This is a genomic window from Pectobacterium carotovorum (genome assembly GCF_900129615.1).
Classification (GTDB): Bacteria; Pseudomonadota; Gammaproteobacteria; order Enterobacterales; family Enterobacteriaceae; genus Pectobacterium; species Pectobacterium carotovorum.
Genome location: NZ_FQWI01000002.1, coordinates 319,022 through 339,072, shown reverse-complemented (window position 1 = coordinate 339,072; position 20,051 = coordinate 319,022). Strand labels below are relative to the sequence as shown.

21 protein-coding genes are annotated in these 20,051 nt (G+C 52.6%); 12 read left to right on the top strand and 9 right to left on the bottom strand.

What is annotated here, in order from left to right; genetic code table 11:
* Positions 1–23: 23 nt before the first annotated feature.
* The 5 genes from BUB06_RS05825 to BUB06_RS05805 all read left to right on the top strand — a co-directional run bounded on the left by BUB06_RS05825 (position 24) and on the right by BUB06_RS05805 (position 2,797).
* Complete coding sequence (locus BUB06_RS05825; protein WP_005971326.1) at positions 24–329, top strand: ElaB/YgaM/YqjD family protein; 306 nt, start codon at positions 24–26, stop codon at positions 327–329.
* A gap of 13 nt (positions 330–342) precedes the next feature.
* The gene (locus BUB06_RS05820; RefSeq protein WP_010298856.1) at positions 343–738 is read left to right on the top strand and encodes a phage holin family protein; all 396 of its coding nucleotides are present in this window, start codon (positions 343–345) and stop codon (positions 736–738) included.
* Entirely contained in the window at positions 735–1,025 is a 291-nt protein-coding gene (locus tag BUB06_RS05815; protein ID WP_039470623.1) for a YqjK-like family protein, read from the top strand. Before BUB06_RS05820 ends, BUB06_RS05815 begins: the two co-directional genes overlap by 4 nt.
* Before the next feature lie 273 nt (positions 1,026–1,298).
* A complete protein-coding gene (locus BUB06_RS05810; RefSeq protein ID WP_010298854.1) occupies positions 1,299–1,694 on the top strand; it encodes a DoxX family protein in 396 nt (131 codons plus the stop codon).
* Positions 1,695–1,801: 107 nt separating this feature from the next.
* Entirely contained in the window at positions 1,802–2,797 is a 996-nt protein-coding gene (locus BUB06_RS05805; RefSeq protein ID WP_039470621.1) for a glutathione S-transferase family protein, read from the top strand.
* Between the two features lie 58 nt (positions 2,798–2,855).
* Here BUB06_RS05805 and BUB06_RS05800 read toward each other — a convergent pair whose 3' ends face one another.
* Positions 2,856–3,752 (bottom strand): LysR family transcriptional regulator, encoded by an 897-nt coding sequence (locus tag BUB06_RS05800; protein WP_010298847.1) that lies wholly within the window; start codon positions 3,750–3,752, stop codon positions 2,856–2,858.
* Between the two features lie 113 nt (positions 3,753–3,865).
* Here BUB06_RS05800 and BUB06_RS05795 point away from each other — a divergent pair, with 113 nt between their 5' ends.
* Positions 3,866–4,564, top strand: a complete 699-nt coding sequence (locus BUB06_RS05795; protein WP_010298844.1) for a pirin family protein — start codon at positions 3,866–3,868, stop codon at positions 4,562–4,564.
* A gap of 122 nt (positions 4,565–4,686) precedes the next feature.
* Positions 4,687–5,196, top strand: coding sequence for a zinc uptake transcriptional repressor Zur (gene zur, locus BUB06_RS05790; RefSeq protein ID WP_010298842.1), 510 nt, complete (start codon positions 4,687–4,689; stop codon positions 5,194–5,196).
* Between the two features lie 44 nt (positions 5,197–5,240).
* Here zur and BUB06_RS05785 read toward each other — a convergent pair whose 3' ends face one another.
* The 3 genes from BUB06_RS05785 to BUB06_RS05775 all read right to left on the bottom strand — a co-directional run bounded on the left by BUB06_RS05785 (position 5,241) and on the right by BUB06_RS05775 (position 6,980).
* Positions 5,241–5,450: a CsbD family protein gene (locus BUB06_RS05785; RefSeq protein ID WP_039470618.1), complete on the bottom strand. Its 210-nt coding sequence runs from the start codon at positions 5,448–5,450 to the stop codon at positions 5,241–5,243.
* Between the two features lie 445 nt (positions 5,451–5,895).
* Complete coding sequence (lexA, locus tag BUB06_RS05780; RefSeq protein ID WP_005971310.1) at positions 5,896–6,504, bottom strand: transcriptional repressor LexA; 609 nt, start codon at positions 6,502–6,504, stop codon at positions 5,896–5,898.
* Between the two features lie 110 nt (positions 6,505–6,614).
* Positions 6,615–6,980 (bottom strand): diacylglycerol kinase, encoded by a 366-nt coding sequence (locus BUB06_RS05775; RefSeq protein WP_039470616.1) that lies wholly within the window; start codon positions 6,978–6,980, stop codon positions 6,615–6,617.
* A gap of 252 nt (positions 6,981–7,232) precedes the next feature.
* Between BUB06_RS05775 and plsB the strand changes: the two genes are divergently transcribed.
* Positions 7,233–9,746, top strand: a complete 2,514-nt coding sequence (gene plsB / locus BUB06_RS05770) for a glycerol-3-phosphate 1-O-acyltransferase PlsB (protein WP_039470614.1) — start codon at positions 7,233–7,235, stop codon at positions 9,744–9,746.
* Between the two features lie 143 nt (positions 9,747–9,889).
* On the opposite strand, the gene ubiA is transcribed toward plsB, so the two are convergent.
* The 5 genes from ubiA to BUB06_RS05745 form a co-directional block, all read right to left on the bottom strand.
* A complete protein-coding gene (ubiA, locus tag BUB06_RS05765; RefSeq protein WP_039470611.1) occupies positions 9,890–10,753 on the bottom strand; it encodes a 4-hydroxybenzoate octaprenyltransferase in 864 nt (287 codons plus the stop codon).
* Between the two features lie 34 nt (positions 10,754–10,787).
* On the bottom strand, positions 10,788–11,297 hold the full coding sequence (gene ubiC, locus BUB06_RS05760) for a chorismate lyase (RefSeq protein ID WP_039471024.1): 510 nt from the start codon (positions 11,295–11,297) through the stop codon (positions 10,788–10,790).
* A 265-nt stretch (positions 11,298–11,562) separates the two neighbouring features.
* Positions 11,563–13,209 (bottom strand): chaperonin GroEL, encoded by a 1,647-nt coding sequence (gene groL / locus BUB06_RS05755; protein WP_039470609.1) that lies wholly within the window; start codon positions 13,207–13,209, stop codon positions 11,563–11,565.
* A gap of 45 nt (positions 13,210–13,254) precedes the next feature.
* The gene (locus tag BUB06_RS05750) at positions 13,255–13,548 is read right to left on the bottom strand and encodes a co-chaperone GroES (protein ID WP_005971295.1); all 294 of its coding nucleotides are present in this window, start codon (positions 13,546–13,548) and stop codon (positions 13,255–13,257) included.
* Positions 13,549–13,785: 237 nt separating this feature from the next.
* The gene (locus BUB06_RS05745) at positions 13,786–14,262 is read right to left on the bottom strand and encodes an FxsA family protein (protein WP_010308189.1); all 477 of its coding nucleotides are present in this window, start codon (positions 14,260–14,262) and stop codon (positions 13,786–13,788) included.
* Positions 14,263–14,743: 481 nt separating this feature from the next.
* Between BUB06_RS05745 and aspA the strand changes: the two genes are divergently transcribed.
* From aspA to BUB06_RS05725, 4 genes are all read left to right on the top strand, one after another.
* Complete coding sequence (gene aspA, locus BUB06_RS05740) at positions 14,744–16,183, top strand: aspartate ammonia-lyase (protein ID WP_010308186.1); 1,440 nt, start codon at positions 14,744–14,746, stop codon at positions 16,181–16,183.
* Positions 16,184–16,567: 384 nt separating this feature from the next.
* The gene (locus BUB06_RS05735) at positions 16,568–17,869 is read left to right on the top strand and encodes an anaerobic C4-dicarboxylate transporter (RefSeq protein WP_039470607.1); all 1,302 of its coding nucleotides are present in this window, start codon (positions 16,568–16,570) and stop codon (positions 17,867–17,869) included.
* Positions 17,870–18,000: 131 nt separating this feature from the next.
* Positions 18,001–18,333: a divalent cation tolerance protein CutA gene (gene cutA, locus BUB06_RS05730; RefSeq protein WP_010286405.1), complete on the top strand. Its 333-nt coding sequence runs from the start codon at positions 18,001–18,003 to the stop codon at positions 18,331–18,333.
* Positions 18,309–20,039, top strand: a complete 1,731-nt coding sequence (locus tag BUB06_RS05725; protein ID WP_039470604.1) for a protein-disulfide reductase DsbD — start codon at positions 18,309–18,311, stop codon at positions 20,037–20,039. The genes cutA and BUB06_RS05725 overlap by 25 nt, the downstream gene beginning before the upstream one ends.
* Positions 20,040–20,051 lie beyond the last annotated feature (12 nt).

Genomic DNA, 20,051 nt, shown 5'->3' with positions numbered 1-20,051 from the left:
TTATAACATGAAGGGTTATTAATATGGCTAAAGATCAAAATTCTGAGTACCTACGCGCCGAATTGAAATCACTGGCGGACACGCTGGAAGAAGTATTAAGCACCTCCAGCGATAAATCTAAAGCGGAACTCGACAAGCTGCGTAATAAAGCAGAAAGCGCGCTGAAAGAAACCCGCAGTCGCCTGAGCGATACTGGTGAGCGCATCGCTTCCCAAACCAAAGAAGCGGTTGAATCTGCGGATGATTATGTACGCCAGAATCCGTGGACCGGTGTCGGCATTGGCGCAGCAGTCGGTGTCGTACTTGGCGTCCTGCTGTCTCGTCGCTAATTAGCGGATTGCTATGACGGATAAATCACAACAAGGCCCCGCAAGCGGGGTCATGGCTTCTGCTCAGCGCATCATCTCCATTATTGTCAGTATGGTGGAAAGCCGCGTTCGACTGGCCGTAATTGAATTAGAGGAAGAGAAAGCCAATCTGATTCAGTTGCTGATTATGGTCGGCCTGACGCTGCTTTTTGCCGCTTTTGGCATTATGAGCCTGATCGCGCTGATCATCTGGGGCATCGATCCGCAATATCGTCTCTTTGCGCTGGGCTGTATTACCGCCACATTGCTCGGACTGGCGCTGATAGGCGGTATATGGACACTCGTGAAGGTACGTCGCTCCACCTTGCTCAAAGCAACGCGTAAAGAGCTGGCGACCGACAGATCGCTGCTGGAGGAAGATCCCAAGTGAACCAGCGTCAGCAGCGAGACAGAGAAAAAGCCCAGCTACTGCGCCAGATACAGCAGCAGCGGCTGGATTTATCGGCAGGTAAAAAACACTGGCTGGATACCACCTCCCGTTACGATCGCGGCTGGCAAAGCCTGATGCAGTGGCGTAAATACTGGATCGTGGGTTCCAGCCTCGTGGCGCTCTATGGCGTACGCCATCCCAGCCGTATGATTCGCTGGGGACGCCGCCTCGTCGGGCTGTGGGGCACAGTCAGACTCGTTCGCAAAACGTTTGAGCCACGTCCGTAATCCTTCCTACCGCCTCGGCTATCTGCCTTATCGATAAGACATTCTTCATCTGACTTTTACCTAACGCGCTCATGTCATTACAGCGCGTTCTTGCACAATTCACTGAACATCAATTTTTCTGAAATAAAGCAACAATTATACTCGCTGGCAGCGCAAATCATCTCTCTATACTATCTGCCCATAACCTGATGGCGGGCCAAGTTTTCAGACCACACCTGCTACAACAAACAAAACAGGGCAATATAGCCCACAACAAAATTAATTGGAGAGATGATGAAAAATTTAGAAAGTACTGCACTGCTGGTTGCACGTATCTTAATGCCAATTCTGTTTATCGTTGCAGGTTACGGTAAGCTGGGTGATGCCTATGCAGGCACACAACAATACATGCAGGCGATGGGCGTGCCGACCTTCCTGCTGCCGCTGACCATTCTGCTGGAGCTGGGTGGTGGTCTGGCGGTTCTGTTCGGTCTGCTGACGCGTACCGTCGCGCTGTTCACTGCCGGCTTTACGCTGCTGACTGCATTGATTTTCCACTCTAACTTTGCGGAAGGCATGAACCAACTGATGTTCATGAAAAATCTGACCATCGCTGGCGGCTACCTCCTGCTCGCTGTAACTGGCCCAGGCGCATTCAGTATCGACCGCCTGCTGGGCAAAAAGTGGTAAGACAAGCCTTTTCCGGCCTGTACTACACTTAATAGTCGAATAACGAATGAGACGGCAAGCACACAAGGCTTGCCGTCGTTTTATCATCACTCACTCACGGAGGATTTATGGGACAACTGGTTGACGGCGTATGGCACGATACCTGGTATGAAACCAAATCTACCGGCGGCCATTTTAAGCGTTCAGAATCTGCATTCCGCAACTGGGTAACGCCCGATGGCGCACCCGGCCTCACCGGCAAAGGTGGCTTCCCTGCCCAGTCCGGCCGTTATCATCTCTACGTTTCACTCGCCTGCCCGTGGGCACACCGCACGCTGCTTATGCGGCAATTGAAAGAGTTAGAAGATCACATCGCCGTTTCGGTGGTTCATCCGCTCATGCTCGATCATGGCTGGACGTTCGGTACCGATTTTGAAGCGGCGACGGGTGACTCACTCTATCAGCATGAATTCCTCTACCAGCTCTACCTGCACGCCATGCCAGACTACAGCGGTCGGGTGACCGTGCCTGTCCTGTGGGATACCGAGCAGCACACCATCGTCAGTAACGAATCCGCCGATATCATCCGCATGCTGAATAGCGCTTTTGATGGCGTGGGAGCAACGGCGGGAGATTATTACCCAGAAGCGCTACGCGCTCAGATTGACGAATTGAACGGCTGGATTTACGACAAGGTCAATAACGGTGTGTACAAAGCTGGTTTTGCGACAAGCCAGTCAGCCTATGATGAATCCGCCACGACCGTTTTCGCCGCGTTATCCGATCTGGAAAGCATTCTGGCAAAACAGCGCTATCTGACGGGTGAGCAGTTAACCGAAGCCGACCTGCGGCTGTGGACGACATTGATCCGTTTCGATCCGGTCTATCACACGCATTTTAAATGCGATAAATATCGCCTGAGCGATTACCCTAATCTGTTCGGTTTCCTGCGTGATATTTATCAGATGCCCGGCATCGCCGATACCGTCGATATGGCGCATATTCGTCACCACTACTATCGTAGCCACGGCACGATTAATCCGCATGGCGTGATTTCGCTGGGTCCAGAGCAAGATCTGAACCAGCCTCACCACCGTGATAAGACGTTTGTCGATTTATACTGACATAATGAAGTGCAGAGGCAAGGTGTGAAACCACACCTTGCCGCAGAAAATGCAGGGTTTAGGGCTGGTTCAGCAGTTTTGGAATTTCACGCAGGAACCAGGATTTCGCCTCGCCCATGCTGTCTCGTCGCCACGCCATAATGATCTGGCTTTCCATCTGATGCTCCGGCCCAATCACCAGCAAACGCCCTTCAGCAATATCTTGCGCAACCATCTGATACGGCATGGTCGCGACACCTAGTCCCGCTAGCAATGCCCGCCGCTTATCATCCAGCGAACTCACCGTCAGACGTTGCTGTTTATCCAACAGTTGCACGGTCAGTACCGGGCGTTCGCGCGCGGTATCTGCCATCGCAATCCCACGGTATTTCACCCGGGTTGCATCCGACAGCGGTTCAGGCTCCTGATGAATCGGATGATCTGGGCTGGCGACATAAACGTTATTCATCGTGTACAGCTTGCGGGTATTCATTTCAGAAGACGCGCGAAAATGCATGTCTGGCGCAATCACAATATCGGCACGCCCTTGCTCAAGGCGCTCCCACGCCCCCGCCAGCACTTCCGTCAGAATCGATACCTGAGTATTGGCTTTAAGCGCCAGTTTATCGATTAATGGAAAAATTCGCTGAGTGGGAATGAGTGCTTCCGTCACAATCGTCAGATGCGTTTCCCAACCGCGCGCCAGCGCCTCTGCGTCCGTCGTGAGCTTATCTGCGGCCTCCAGCAGGATACGTCCGCGTTCCAGCAGCATCCGCCCGACATTCGTGAATTTAGTACGATGCCCGGAACGATCGAACAGCACCACATCTAACTCTTCTTCCAGTTTCTGCATGGTATAGCTCAGTGCCGAAGGCACCCTACCCAGCTCGTCTGCCGCAGCGGCAAAGCTGCCACGGCGATCGATCGCATCCATCACCCTCAACGCTTCCAGCGTCAATGCTCGTTCTTTCGCCATCTTCGTACTCATTCAGGAATTTTGAATATACCGACCAGATTAACTAGCTAACAATCCAACGTCCACACAATTACTATCAGTTCAATAAATAATTCTCTGGGGGGATAACAATTATGATCACACGAAGAGCAGCGGGACAATGCGGCCAGGCCGACTATGGCTGGTTGCAGGCGCGCTATACCTTTTCTTTTGGTCACTATTTTGACCCACAGCTGCTGGGCTACGCGTCTCTGCGCGTGCTCAATCAGGAAGTATTGGCACCGGGGGCATCATTCCAGCCGCGAACCTACCCACGGGTTGATATTCTGAACATTATTCTTCAGGGCGAAGCGGAATACCGCGACAGCAACGGCGGCCACATTCAGGCCAAAGCCGGAGATGTCCTGCTGCTCGCCACGCAGCCAAACGTCAGCTATAGCGAACATAATACCAACGCCAACAAGCCGCTGACGCGTCTGCAATTATGGCTGAATGCCTGCCAGACCCGCGAGAACAGCCCTCTGCAACGCATGGGATTGAATTCAGTAAACCATACGCTGCTTGCCTCACCGGAAGGTGAACACAATAGCCTGCAACTGCGCCAGCAGGTTTGGGTTCATCATGTCGATCTCCAGCAGAATGAGCAAAGCACAATCGCGCTACAGGGAAATCAGGCATACCTCCAACTGATCCACGGTTCAATGGCGGTCAAAGGCAATCAGAACAGTGAAACACTACACTGCGGCGACGGCGCCTTCATTAAGGAAGAAACGGCGTTGACGCTACAGGCAGAGTCGCCTTTGCGGGCGCTGCTCATCGATCTGGTCGTGTAGCGCTTCCGTACATTGTTTTTGCAGGGATTTGTTTTTGCAGGAAAACGCCACCAGTTCGGCGTTTTTATTCAGTCGTGGTAAGATATCCGTCTTGTTCCTCAATGCGTCAGGGTGATATGACAATGGATTCAACCAAACAGGACAAACTTCTTGCCCAGGCTGAACAGATTTGTCAGCAGCGCGCTGTGCGTCTCACGCCACAGCGGTTAGAGGTTTTACGCCTTATGGCACAGCAGTCCGGTGCTATCAGCGCTTATGACCTGCTGGATCTGCTGCGCGTTTCCGAGCCTCAGGCGAAACCGCCGACCGTCTATCGCGCACTGGATTTTCTGCTGGAACAAGGCTTCATTCATCGCGTCGAATCCAACAACAGCTATGTGCTGTGTCACCATATCGAAGACCACAGCCACACGTCCGCCCTTTTCATCTGCGATCGCTGCGGGCAAGTCACCGAACGTCAAACCGAAGGTGTCGAAGAAACATTACGCAGTCTGGCACAGCAGTCGGGATTTACGCTGCGTCACAGCGTGGTGGAAGCACACGGCTTGTGTGGAGGCTGTCAGGAAGTTGCCTCATGCAAACAGCCGGATCATTGCGATCACGACCATACGGTTCCAATTAAAAAACGATAGCCCTGAGGGCTATCGTCTCTTTCAGCGAAGAAGCATCACGTTCGCTACCAGTGATATTTGTGGTGTTCTTCCCAGTGTTTCACTTCTTTCTCTGCCGCTTCTTTTGCGTACCCGTAACGCTCCTGGATTCTCCCCACCAGTTGGTCACGTTTACCTTCAACGACCGTCAGATCGTCATCCGTTAATTTGCCCCATTGCTCTTTCGCTTTACCTTTAAACTGTTTCCAGTTACCGCTGGCTTGGTCTTTATTCATAAGAATCTCCATACCTTAGGTGAATTGTGCATAAAAATCGTGACTACCGACTTATGCGTCAGTTTCAGATAAATAGATTTATTCAGTAAGCAGCATCATAACTCTGTGAACCATGACGGTGCTCTTCGCCACTGTCTCCCTTGATTACCGGGCTATCTAAATGCGATGGCTAATGATCAATCAAGATAAAAATGCTTACCTTGATAAAAATTATAGTCGAATATTTCACTTAATATAAAAAACCAGGAATCTGTGACTGGAAAGGACGTTGAAAAAGAGAAAATCACCGCAAAAAGCAGTGAAAAAACAGAGGGTAATAGGGATCGTAGAAAATGCGCGCGAAATGTAACTAAATATATATGGTTAGCAGATTAACACGCTAAACGATGAATACAGGACATGATGCACTGACCCAGACAGACGAGCAGTGCATCTCTGCGAATGGTTAGCTCCAGTCGCTGTTACGAATCACGCCAACCGCTAAGCCTTCTATCGAAAAGCTTTGCTGACGCAGGTCGACAACAATCGGGGCAAACTCTTCATTTTCAGCGAGGAGGTGTACCGTATTGCCCTGCTTTTTCAGGCGCTTCACCGTCACTTCATCGTCAATACGCGCGACGACAATCTGACCATTTCGCACATCTTCTGTTTTATGCACGGCCAGTAAATCGCCATCCATAATACCGATATTTTTCATCGACATGCCGCTCACCCGCAGCAAAAAATCAGCGCTGGGTTTGAACATCGCAGGGTCAACCTGATAGCGACATTCGATGTGTTCCTGCGCCAGCAGCGGTTCACCTGCGGCCACGCGACCAACCAGAGGAATACCCGTCTCTTCTTCCATCAGCAGACGAATACCACGAGACGCGCCCGATACAATTTCAATCACACCTTTACGCGCCAGTGCTTTCAGATGTTCTTCAGCCGCATTGGGAGAGCGAAACCCTAGTTGTTGAGCAATTTCCGCCCGCGTTGGCGGCATTCCGGTTTGCGCAATATGATCGCGGATCAGGTCATAAACCTGCTGCTGCCTTGCTGTTAATACTTTCATTCCGCCCCCTGGTTGTTTATACAGTCTTGCTGTGAGTATATACAGGTAAGGCACAATTGGGAATGAAGATATCGGCAAAGCCCCTGACTTTTACTCATTTATGCGCGCCGTCAGGCAAAATGTTGCCAGAGGATGCTACCCCAGACGACAGCGGCTAACAAGATGGCAACAAAGACAGCGGCCGAGCCAATATCTTTCGCCCGACCGGATAATTCGTGATGCTCAGGCCCAATGCGATCGACCACGGCTTCAATGGCGCTATTCGCCAGCTCAAACAGCATAATCAGTACCACAGACCCGATCAGCAGCAGTTTTTCGACCAGCGTAACCGGCAGTAAACACGCAATAATGACGCCGACAAAGGTCAGTATCGTTTCCTGACGAAATGCCGCCTCATGCTGCCACGCCTGCTTCAGCCCCTTAAAGGAATAACCGGTCGCCTTAATAATCCGGGTCATCCCCGTTGCTTTATTCATTTATCCTCCATTATTTATACGCTAAATAATTCGAGTTTCAGGCAGGCGGCAAGAGAACGAATCCCGATGAGCTTACTGGAGTAAGTGATTCGGGTGAGTGAACGCAGCCAACGCACATGCAACTTGAAGTATGACGAGTATATGCAAAATAGTTCGCATTTTAACGCACCTACGTTGTCTCATCACCACAGATCTCCGGCGCAGTTTCTGGTATCCTTGCGGCGCATTGCTAACAAGAGGCTCCATGTTGTTATGTCAGGTTGGCGTAAAATTTACTATAAATTATTGAATCTCCCACTGAAACTGCTGGTGAAGAGCAAAGTTATTCCCGCAGATCCCGTGGTCGAGCTGGGGTTAGATCCCTCACGTCCTATACTCTATGTTCTGCCTTATAACTCCCAGGCGGATCTCTTGACGCTACGTGCGAAATGCCTGGCATTGGGGCTACCCGATCCTTCGCTATCGTTCGAATTCAATGGCGTCGAACTTCCTAGCCACGTCTTTATTAATGACGGGCCTCGTGTCTTCCGCTATTACGTTCCCAAGCAGAAATCCGTCAAGCTGTTCCACGACTATCTGGATTTGCACCGTGCCAATCCAGATTTAGACGTACAGATGGTGCCGGTTTCCGTGATGTTTGGGCGCTCTCCGGGTCGGGAAGGCCACGCTCAGGCAGCACCACACCTGCGCTTGCTCAACGGTATCGAGAAATTCTTCGCCGTCCTGTGGCTAGGCCGCGATAGCTTTGTCCGCTTCTCCAGCCCGGTGTCGCTGCGCTATATGGCGACCGAGCACGGCACTGACAAAACCATAGCCCACAAACTGGCGCGTGTCGCACGTATGCACTTCTCTCGCCAACGTTTGGCAGCAGTTGGACCGCGTTTGCCGGTGCGTCAGGAGCTGTTTAACAAGCTGCTGGATTCCAAAGCGATCAAGAAAGCCGTCGACGATGAGGCGCGTAGTAAGAAGATTTCTCATGAGAAAGCGCAGCAGAATGCGATTGCGCTGATGGAAGAAATCGCTGCCGATTTCTCCTACGAGGCCGTGCGTCTGTCGGATCGCGTATTAAGCTGGACGTGGAACCGCCTTTATCAGGGGATTAACGTCCACAACGCCGAACGCGTTCGCCAACTGGCACAGGATGGTCACGGTATTGTCTATGTGCCCTGCCACCGCAGCCACATGGATTATCTGCTGCTGTCCTACGTCCTGTACCATCAAGGCTTAGTCCCGCCGCACATCGCCGCAGGCATCAACCTGAATTTCTGGCCAGCGGGACCGATCTTCCGTCGTCTTGGCGCGTTCTTTATTCGCCGTACCTTCAAAGGCAACAAGCTCTATTCCACGATTTTCCGTGAATATCTGGGTGAGCTATTTGCCCGCGGTTATTCGGTTGAATACTTCATGGAAGGCGGACGTTCACGCACGGGCCGTCTGTTAGAGCCGAAAACTGGTACGCTGGCGATGACCATTCAAGCCATGCTCAGAGGCGGTACGCGACCAATCACGCTGGTCCCGATTTATGTCGGCTACGAACATGTGATGGAAGTCGGCACCTATGCGAAAGAGCTGCGCGGTGCGGTGAAGGAAAAAGAAGGTTTTATGCAGATGGTGCGCGGTTTGCGCAAACTGCGTAATTTGGGTCAGGGTTATGTGAACTTCGGCGAACCCCTCCCGCTGACAACCTATCTGAATCAGCATGTTCCGCAATGGCGTGATGCGATCGATCCCATCGAAGCACAGCGTCCAAGCTGGCTAACGCCGACGGTGCAGGATATCTCGATGGATATCATGGTGCGCATCAATAATTCTGCAGCAGCAAACGCGATGAACCTGTGCTCTACGGCCTTGTTAGCCTCGCGCCAGCGCTCACTGACGCGCGAACAAATGCACGAACAGCTGGATTGCTATCTGCAGTTGCTACGTCAGGTTCCTTATCATAAAGATATTACGGCGCCGAAGAAGACAGCGGATGAACTGCTGGAACATGCGCTGGGGATGAACAAGTTTGAAGTAGAAAAGGATAGCATTGGCGATATCATCATTCTGCCGCGCGAGCAGGCGGTACTGATGACTTACTATCGCAATAACATCCAGCATCTGTTGGTCTTGCCGTCACTGATCGCCAGCATCGTCATCCATCATCGCCGGATTACGCTTGACGAAGTCGTGCGACAGATCACACTGGTCTATCCGCTGCTGCAAGCTGAACTGTTCCTGCACTATTCCAAAGAGCAGTTGCCAGGCGTGCTGGAAACGTTGGCTAACGAACTGATTCGACAAGAGTTGCTATGTAGCCGTGACGGTCAATTAGCTATCAATCCGCCACGCATCCGTACGCTGCAACTGCTGTCAGCAGGCGTGCGTGAAACGCTGCAACGCTATGCGATCACGCTGTCCTTGCTGTGCGCGAACCCAGCAATCAACCGTGGAACGCTGGAGAAAGAAAGCCGGAACATGGCGCAGCGTCTGTCCGTTCTGCACGGCATCAACGCGCCGGAATTCTTTGATAAAGCGGTGTTCTCAACGCTGGTCGCCACCTTACGTACAGAAGGGTATATCACCGACAGTGCGGAAACGGCGCAAGGCGATATCGTGGCAATCTACAATATCCTCGGCGATCTGATCACCCCGGAAGTTCGGTTGACTATCGAAAGCGCCAGCTCATCTGCTGAAATGGAGGCCGGCAATCAGTTGGGAACCGACAGTCAGATAGAGACCAATGATCCGGCAGTAGAAAAAGTGGAAGAGACAAAGCAGGCGTAGCCCCAGACGGGCGTCACGGGAGAATGGCGGATAACACGCCGCCATCAAGCCGTAAATGCGTTTGGCATGATAAACATCTCAGAGCATTCCACCATAAAAAAAGCAGCGAGAAATCGCTGCTTTTTTGTCTCTGCCGGTTCGACCTATAGGCCAAACAGCACGCCAATAAATATCGCCATACCCGCATATTTATTATTATGGAATGCCTTAAAACAGGCATCGCGTTCGCGCCCAGCGGTCAGGATTTGCTGATAAACAAACATTCCCGCAGCCACCAGCAGCGAAATATAGTATGGCATTCCTAATCCGGTGGTGATGCCCAAAGCCAGTAGCAATGCCAGCATACTAAACTGCAGTAACCCGATGATGATATTGTCAAAACGGCCAAATAGGATCGCGGTGGATTTCACGCCGATCTTCAGGTCGTCATCACGATCCACCATCGCATATTGGGTATCGTAGGCGACCGTCCAGCAAATATACGCTAAAAACATCATCCAGCAGCTCGCCGGTAGGCTTTCACTCACCGCCGCGTAAGCCATCGGGATCGACCAGCCAAACGCCGCGCCCAGCACAAACTGAGGAAGATGGCTGACCCGTTTCATAAACGGATAGACCCATGCCAGAACCAGCCCCGCAACGGACAGCCAGATCGTCATCTTATTCAGCGTCAGCACCAGACCAAACGCCAGCAAGACCAGCACGACAAACAGCACTTTGGCCGCTCGCTCACTCACCTCACCGCTGGGCAAGGGGCGAGAAGCGGTACGTTTTACATGGCCGTCAAAATGACGATCGGCATAATCATTGATGACGCAGCCCGCTGCACGCATCAAGAAAACGCCAGCGACAAAAACAAGCAGCGTCCACGGTGCAGGCGCTCCCCCACCCGCCAGCCACAGCGCCCATAGCGTTGGCCACAGCAGCAACAGAGAACCTATCGGTTTATCAATCCGCATCAAGCGACAATAAGCCAGCCATTTCCCTGCTGTAACACTTCTTTCCAAGGATTTATCTCCTCAAATTACCTGCCAACCTTCATCACCGGCTGAAATAAATCGGTGATTCCGGTAAGAAAAGCTCGGTCAACAGTAACGGATAACCCGAGACACACAGGCGGGAACGCCGCGCCCATAAGCCTTCACTGCATCCGGTATGAATATAGTCACGCGTCAGCGCCTTTTGCCCAAACAGGTAGCGGCCTAGCGGCTGATTGCCTATTTTCATCAGGGCGGAATCCGTACCGTCGAGCGTTTGTTGTGGAACAATGGTACGGCCAAAAAGCCAGGGACGATCGTCACCATACAGCACCACTTCACGCAGCCAGTAACGTTCACTGTACGGCAGTTGCTCGCGGTCTTCGCCCAGCGCCTGTGGCGTAATGAATTTCTCACTGCACAGTATGGTCTTCAGTTGGGCACAATATTTTTCCAGTCGCCGCGTCATGGAGCCGGTTTCCATCAGCCAGTCACCAATGTGCTCAGGTAATACCGAAGGAGGCTCAGTAAACCAGGAAATAGAGCTCAGAAGCGTAGACGCATCGTCAGACATTGTCCCTACTCCGAACAGGGTTGTTTTGAATAAAAGGGTATTCGTAAATAAAGTAACGCCGCCATTGTAGCGCAGAATGCCTTCCCCGATAACACGCGATAAACGCATTCATCAACGATACGGCAACATTTCAGCAATGCGGCGCATAAAAAAAAGCACCACCCAGTCTCGCGACCAGATAGTGCTCTTTGAAGGACAGAAAGACGAACTTCTGTAACCTGACGCCTGTCACCAGAAAATGGCTTCCAGCGACAAGGGTGTCACATTACATCATGCCGCCCATACCACCCATGCCGCCCATACCGCCAGCGCCACCTAAGTCAGGTGCATCGCTTTTCGGCAGGTCGGTAACCATACATTCGGTGGTGATCATCAGACCAGCAACAGAAGCCGCGAACTGCAGAGCAGAACGGGTGACTTTGGTTGGGTCCAGGATACCGAAGTCGATCATGTTGCCGTATTCTTCAGTTGCTGCGTTGTAACCGTAGTTACCTTCGCCTGCTTTAACGCTGTTCGCAACCACAGATGGCTCTTCGCCAGCGTTGGAAACGATCTGACGCAGTGGAGCTTCCATCGCGCGCAGCGCAACTTTGATACCCACGTTCTGGTCTTCGTTTTGAGCAGTCAGAGAAGCCAGTTTAGCCGCAACGCGAACCAGCGCCACACCACCACCAGCAACCACGCCTTCTTCTACCGCGGCGCGAGTCGCAGCCAGGGCATCTTCAACGCGTGCTTTCTTCTCTTTCATTTCAACTTCAGTTGCTGCGCCAACTTTGATAACGGCTACGCCGCCAGCCAGTTTAGCCACACGCTCTTGCAGTTTTTCGCGATCGTAATCAGACGTTGCTTCTTCAACCTGCTGACGGATCTGAGCAACACGGCCCTGGATCGCAGCTTCTTCACCCGTACCATCGATGATAGTGGTGGTGTCTTTGTTGATTACAACGCGTTTTGCCTGACCCAGATCTTCCAGCGTCGCTTTTTCCAGCTCCAGACCGATCTCTTCAGAGATAACGGTACCGCCAGTCAGCGTCGCGATGTCTTGCAGCATAGCTTTACGACGGTCGCCGAAGCCCGGTGCTTTCACCGCAGCCACTTTCACGATGCCACGCATGGTGTTAACCACCAGCGTTGCCAGCGCTTCGCCTTCAACATCTTCAGCAACGATAACCAGCGGTTTGCCCGCTTTCGCTACGGCTTCCAGTACTGGCAGCATTTCGCGGATGTTGGAGATTTTTTTGTCAGCCAGCAGGATGAACGGGCTTTCCAGTTCTACAGCACCAGTTTCCGGCTTGTTGATGAAGTACGGAGACAGGTAGCCGCGGTCAAACTGCATACCTTCAACCACGTCCAGCTCGTCTTGCAGACCGGTACCTTCTTCAACGGTGATAACACCTTCTTTACCGACTTTGTCCATTGCTTCGGCAATCATTTTGCCTACGGTTTCGTCGGAGTTAGCAGAGATGGTACCAACCTGAGCGATAGCTTTAGAGTCAGAGCACGGTACAGACAGTGCTTTCAGCTCTTCAACAGCGGCGATAACGGCTTTATCGATACCGCGCTTCAGATCCATCGGGTTCATGCCCGCTGCAACAGCTTTCAGGCCTTCAGTGATGATAGCCTGCGCCAATACGGTTGCGGTCGTGGTGCCGTCGCCTGCTGCGTCATTCGCTTTAGAGGCAACTTCTTTCACCATCTGTGCGCCCATGTTCTCAAACTTGTCTTCCAGCTCGATTTCACGCGCAACAGATACGCCGTCTTTAGTAATGGTCGGTGCACCGAAGGATTTATCCAACACGACATTACGGCCTTTCGGGCCCAGGGTAACCTTCACTGCATCAGCCAGTACATTTACGCCGCGCAGCATTTTTACGCGCGCGTCATTACCGAATTTTACGTCTTTAGCTGCCATGGTCTATTTCCCTCAAATTCTTTCAGTTCAGATGATTACGCGCAATTACGCTTCAACAATTGCCAGAATGTCGCTTTCAGACATGATCAACACTTCTTCGTTATCAATCTTCTCTGCTTTCACGCCATAGCCATCATTGAAAATAACGATGTCGCCAACTTTCACATCCAGCGGCTTCACTTCGCCATTTTCCAGGATACGTCCGTGACCTACGGCCAGAACTTCACCGCGGGTAGATTTACCAGCAGCGGAACCAGTCAGTACGATACCGCCAGCAGATTTTGACTCAACTTCTTTGCGCTTGACGATCACGCGGTCATGCAATGGACGAATATTCATTGATAGCTCTCCTTTGAGAAAGTCCATATCGGTTTAGGATAAACGCCGACTATGTTTTCATAACGATTATGCTTTTCATAATCGGCCTTGTGGTGTTCTAAATGGGGGCGTTTCACCGCCCTTCAAGGGAAAAAATTCATTTTTTTTGCGTTAGGCGCCTGCCTATCGCTGAAATCTGATAAAAAATAAGGATTATCAATATGATAATCCTTATCTGCTTTTCAATTCGTCTTGACGTTAACGGTCGTCACGATCGTCATGGTGTTCAATATTTCCGCGCCCGCCATCCTTGCGCTGGTATTCACCTTCAAAGGTGTTACCGCCGGAAGACGACGCGCCTGGGCCAGAACCAGAACGCCAGACATGCAGGTGAGGCATCAGTTTGAGTGTCAGCCTTTTCTGCACCGGCGGTAGCAGCAACAGCAGCCCCAGAAAGTCAGTCAGGAAGCCCGGAATCAGGAGCAGGAAGCCCGCCAGCACCAGTGACACGCTTTTTACCATCTCGGCCGCTGGGCTTTCACCTGCCGCCATTTTCTGCTGCATCTGCACCAGCGTTTTCATCCCCTGATTACGCACCAGCGAGACGCCCACGCAGGACGTGAAGACGACCAGCAGCAAGGTCATGGCAACGCCAAGCACCTCAGCCACCTGAATAAACAGCGATATCTCGATGTAAGCCAAAAGAAAAATAAGTAATAACGGTAACCAGCGCACCCGGTACTCCTGTGTGTTTTACGCGTACTGTTTTTAATAAAAACGTCTGTTAATAAAAACGTGTTAAGCCATCGCTATTGAAAATCCAGTACGCCTTACTACCCATCGCATTTACTACCAATGGATTAGGTAAAATGCGCGCCTGCTCTGCGATCCGGCACATCATGATTTACTGAAATGGGTACGACTTTCCGCATTTTCAAGCCGCCGCCCTACGATTATTGTTCTAAAATAGTGACTCGTGACTACAGTCACAGTTCATTTACCGTCGTGGCAGAGAACGCCAGTATAGTGATCTAAACACCTATTTTTCGCTGTCGTAACGACATATCCTCACGGCAATGGATACTTGGTTGGTCAAACATCCCGAGGCGATTGCCGAGATAAGACGGTTTATCCGAGATAACAGATAACGCCGCCCGACACACCAGCCCACAACGTCTAGTTGCATCACTAGTCGCACAACAGGATAAGCACTCTCATGTCAGAAAACATCCGTATTGAAGAAGACCTGTTAGGCACCCGAGAAGTTCCCGCAGACGCGTATTATGGCGTTCACACGCTGCGCGCCGTCGAAAACTTCTATATCAGCACCAATAAAATCAGCGACATACCCGAGTTCGTGCGCGGCATGGTGATGGTGAAGAAAGCCGCGGCGCTGGCGAACAGAGAGCTACAAACTATCCCGAAAAAAATCGCTGACGTCATCATCCGCGCCTGCGATGAAGTGCTGAATAACGGCAAATGCATGGATCAGTTCCCGGTAGATGTCTATCAAGGGGGCGCTGGCACGTCGGTGAATATGAATACCAACGAAGTATTAGCCAATATTGGTCTGGAGTTAATGGGTCACCAGAAAGGCGAATACCAGTATCTGAACCCCAACGATCACCTGAATAAATGCCAATCCACCAATGATGCCTACCCCACCGGATTTCGTATCGCGGTCTACGCGGCCGTACTGAAGCTGACGGAAGCGATAGCGAAGTTGAGTGAGGGTTTCGAGCGTAAAGCCAAAGAATTTGAAGACGTACTGAAAATGGGCCGCACCCAGTTGCAGGACGCCGTACCGATGACGCTCGGCCAGGAATTTCATGCGTTCAACGTGCTGTTGCAGGAAGAAATCAAAAACCTGCTGCGCACGGCGGAACTGCTGCTTGAAGTCAATCTGGGTGCGACCGCAATCGGTACGCGTCTGAATACGCCGGATGGCTATCAGCAACTGGCGGTGCAGCGTCTGGCGGAAGTCAGCGGCCTGCCGTGCGTGCCCGCAGAAGATTTGATCGAAGCCACGTCAGACTGCGGCGCCTATGTGATGGTGCACAGTTCGCTGAAGCGGCTGGCCGTGAAGCTGTCGAAGATCTGTAATGACCTGCGTCTGCTCTCTTCCGGCCCGCGCGCGGGCCTGAATGAAATCAACCTGCCGGAGTTGCAGGCGGGTTCTTCAATCATGCCAGCCAAGGTTAACCCAGTGGTGCCGGAAGTCGTCAATCAGGTGTGTTTCAAGGTCATCGGTAACGACACCTGCGTCACGATGGCGTCAGAGGCTGGGCAATTACAGTTAAACGTGATGGAGCCGGTCATCGGTCAGGCGATGTTTGAATCGACCCACATTCTGACCAATGCCTGCTACAACCTGCTGGAAAAATGCGTCAACGGCATCACCGCCAACAAGAGCGTGTGCGAAGCCTATGTCTTCAACTCCATCGGGATTGTGACGTACCTGAACCCGTTCATCGGCCACCATAATGGCGATATCGTCGGCAGAATCTGCGCCGAAACAGGGAAAAGCGTGCGTGAAGTCGTACTGGAGCGCGGCCTGCTGACGGAAGCCGAGCTGGATGACATTTTCTCCATCCAGAACCTGATGCATCCGGCGTACAAAGCCAAACGCTACACCGATGAAAACGAGCTTCCCTAATACCGACATCTAATTCCAACAGGCACGTCCGTTCACGAAGAACAGCGTGCCTTTATTTTTTGCCGTCTACGGCCATAAGAATAAGTTATGTACTCTAAATAATTCGAGTTGCGTGACAAAACGTGAGCGTTTTGAACAACGCTCTGCGTTGGTCCTTTAGGACAAGGCCGCATGGCCTTGTAACGCGGCAACCGCATGAATCCCCAGGAGCTTACACAAGTAAGTGACTGGGGTGAGTAAGGACAAATTGGCTTCGCCGATTTGAACGCCGCTTGCGGCGGCCCTTCAGGGCGAGGCTCAGAAATGAGCCGAGTATTGCCAACGCACAAGCAGCTTGAAGTATGACGAGTAGATTGAATTTTTTATTAATTAAGGAGCATAGTCATGCTTGGTCTTGAGTTACTGATCGTTCTGCTCGCCATCTATTTGGGGGCACGACTGGGAGGCATCGGCATTGGTTTCGCCGGTGGCCTGGGAGTGCTTGTTCTTACGCTGGGATTTCAGATAAAGCCCGGCGTCATCCCTTTTGATGTCATTGAAATTATCATGGCCGTTATCGCCGCCATCGCCGCGATGCAGGTGGCGGGCGGAATGGATTATCTGGTCAGTCTGGCGGAGAAACTGCTGCGTAAGCACCCGAAATACGTCACCTTTCTCGCACCGCTGGTCACCTATTTCATGACGATTCTGGCTGGTACCGGACACACCGCGTTTTCCACCCTGCCGGTTATCGCCGAAGTTGCCAAAGAGCAGGGTATTCGCCCTTCTCGCCCTCTCTCTATCGCCGTTGTCGCGTCGCAAATCGCGATTACCGCCTCGCCGATCTCGGCGGCGGTGGTGTTTGTCGCCGGTATTCTTGAGCCGCACGGGGTCAGCTACCTGCTGCTGTTAGGGATTTGTATTCCTACCACGCTGGCAGCGATCATGCTGACGGCGATTGTGACCAACTTCCTGGGTAAAGAGCTGAAAGACGATCCGATTTATCAGGAACGTCTGAAAAAAGGCGAAACCACGCTGCGCGGTAATAGCCAGCATGAGGTCAAACCGGGTGCCAAGCTTTCCGTGATGCTGTTTCTGATCGGCATCGTCGCTGTCGTTCTGTATGCCACGGCAATCAGCGGCACCGTTGGGCTGATTCAAAACCCGGTTCTGCCACGTAACGAAGCGATTGTGGTCTTTATGCTGACCATCGCCACGCTGATTTGCATCACCTGCAAAATCGACACCGCGCGCATCCTCTCCGCCAGCACGTTTAAGTCCGGCATGAGCGCCTGTATCTGCGTGATGGGCGTGGCCTGGCTGGGCGATACCTTTGTTAAAGCGCACATTTCCGATATTCAGGATACCGCTGGCGCGCTGCTGCAAAGCTATCCGTGGATGCTGGCCGTCGTGCTGTTCTTCGCCGCCACGCTGCTTTACTCACAGGCGGCAACGGCAAAAGCACTGATGCCTGCTGCACTGCTGCTGGGCGTGTCTCCGGTTACGGCCGTGGCGTCTTTTGCTGCCGTTTCCGCCCTGTTCGTTCTGCCGACCTACCCGACTCTGCTGGCCGCCGTAGAGATGGACGACACCGGCTCAACGCGCATCGGCAAGTTTGTGTTTAACCACTCCTTCCTGATTCCGGGCGTGATGGCGATTACGCTGTCGGTGATATTTGGCTTTATCCTCGGCAGCATCCTGATCTAAAGATTGCTTTCCAGACAGTCCCTCGCGGATCGACTTAACTCGTCGATCCGCCTCATTCCCTTCAAACAATAAAGCAAGGTATAGTGTGGCTCTGGTTGTCTGGAATTTGTTCATCTGACACGGAGGATGTGATGTCTGACCGCCCGCTTTGCGATGCTGTCGTCATATTATGTACCGCACCTGACGACGCCTGTGCACAACGGCTTGCCGACTCGCTGCTGGAAACGCGGCTTGCCGCCTGCGTCACCCTGCTTCCCGGCGCACGTTCGCTCTATTACTGGGAAGGCAAGCTCGAACAGCAATCAGAAGTACAAATGCTGATAAAAAGCGATACCTCACATCAGCAAGCGCTGCTGACTCATCTGAAACAACAACACCCTTATGATACGCCGGAGCTGTTAGTCCTGCCGGTATCCGGGGGCGATAGCGATTATCTGACATGGCTCAACGCATCTTTACGCTGATTTTCCTGTTATGGACAGCTTTCGGCACACCCAATGTGGCCGCCTCTTCTTTCGGCCAGAAACTGTTTGGCAACAGCACGACGTCACGCTTTCTGCCGGTCGATGGGGCCTTCGCCTTTGAGTTTCAACAGCAGGATAACCAGCTCAACCTGCGCTGGGATATCCATCCCGATTACTACCTGTACCGCGCACAAATCAAGATCGAAGGGAACGGTGCTACGCTTGGCAAGGTGGAGTTGCCGCAGGGCGAAAGCCATAATGATGAGTTCTTCGGTCAGGTCTTTATCCTGCGGGATCGGCTGGCGCTAGCGGTTCCCATTGAACGGGCTGAAAGCGGCGCGACGGTTAAAGTCACCTATCAAGGCTGCGCCGATGCCGGTTTCTGCTATCCGCCGGAAACGCGCGTCGTTCCTCTCAGTCAGGTGCTGGCTAACGCAGGCACGGCTACATCGAATACCGCATCAGCCCAGACGGCACCACCGCAGAGCACGCCGATGCCGTTCTCGCCGTGGTGGGCACTATTGATTGGTATCGGCGTCGCCTTCACCCCCTGCGTCCTGCCTATGTACCCGCTGATTGCCAGTTTGGTGCTGGGTAGAAAAGAACAGCTGACGCCGCGCCGCACGCTGCTGCTGTCGATGACCTATGTGCAGGGCATGGCGCTCACCTACACGCTGCTCGGGCTGGTTGTCGCTGCCGCCGGATTGCGCTTTCAGGCGGCGCTCCAGCATCCGTATATTTTGATTGGTCTGTCGGTGATGTTTGCTGCGCTGGCGCTGTCCATGTTTGGCCTGTATACGCTCCAGCTCCCGTCATCGGTACAAACCCGGCTGACAGAGTGGAGCAACCGTCAACAAGGCGGCTCCGTCACCGGCGTATTCTGCATGGGCGCGTTGGCGGGACTCATTTGTTCCCCCTGCACCACCGCCCCGCTTAGCGCCATCCTGCTTTACATCGCTCAGAGCGGCAACATGCTGGCAGGTGGCGGCACGCTCTATCTCTACGCGCTCGGCATGGGTTTACCGCTCATTCTGGTCACGCTGTTCGGCAACAAACTGCTGCCGCGCAGCGGCCCGTGGATGCAGTACGTTAAGGAAGCGTTTGGCTTCATTATTCTGGCACTGCCCGTCTTCCTGCTGGAACGTATTCTGGGTGAAACGTGGGGAATGCGTCTGTGGAGCGCGCTCGGCATCGCCTTCTTCGGCTGGGCGCTCATGCTGACGTTGCGCAGCAACAAAGGCTGGATGCGCGGCGTGCAGTTACTGCTGCTGGCAGGCGTAGTGATCAGCGCTAAACCGCTGCAAGACTGGGTATTCCCCCCAACTGGCGCGGCGCAAGCCCACACATCGGCACTGAACTTCGCCCCCGTCGCCAACATTGCCGATCTCAACAGCGCGCTGGCAAAGAGCGCTCAGCCTGTTATGCTCGATCTTTACGCTGACTGGTGCGTGGCCTGCAAAGAGTTCGAGAAATACACGTTCAGCGACCCGGCGGTGCAAAACCATCTGTCGCGCATCACGCTACTACAGGCAGATGTCACCGCTAACCGCGAAGAACAAAACGCGCTGCTGAAAAAGCTACAGGTTTTAGGGCTGCCGACCATCGTCTTTTTTGACGCTCAGGGGAAAGAGATCCCCGGCTCGCGCGTCACCGGTTTTATGAACGCTGAACAATTTCAGGCACATTTGCAGAAGTTCAGTCCATAAACAACACGATAT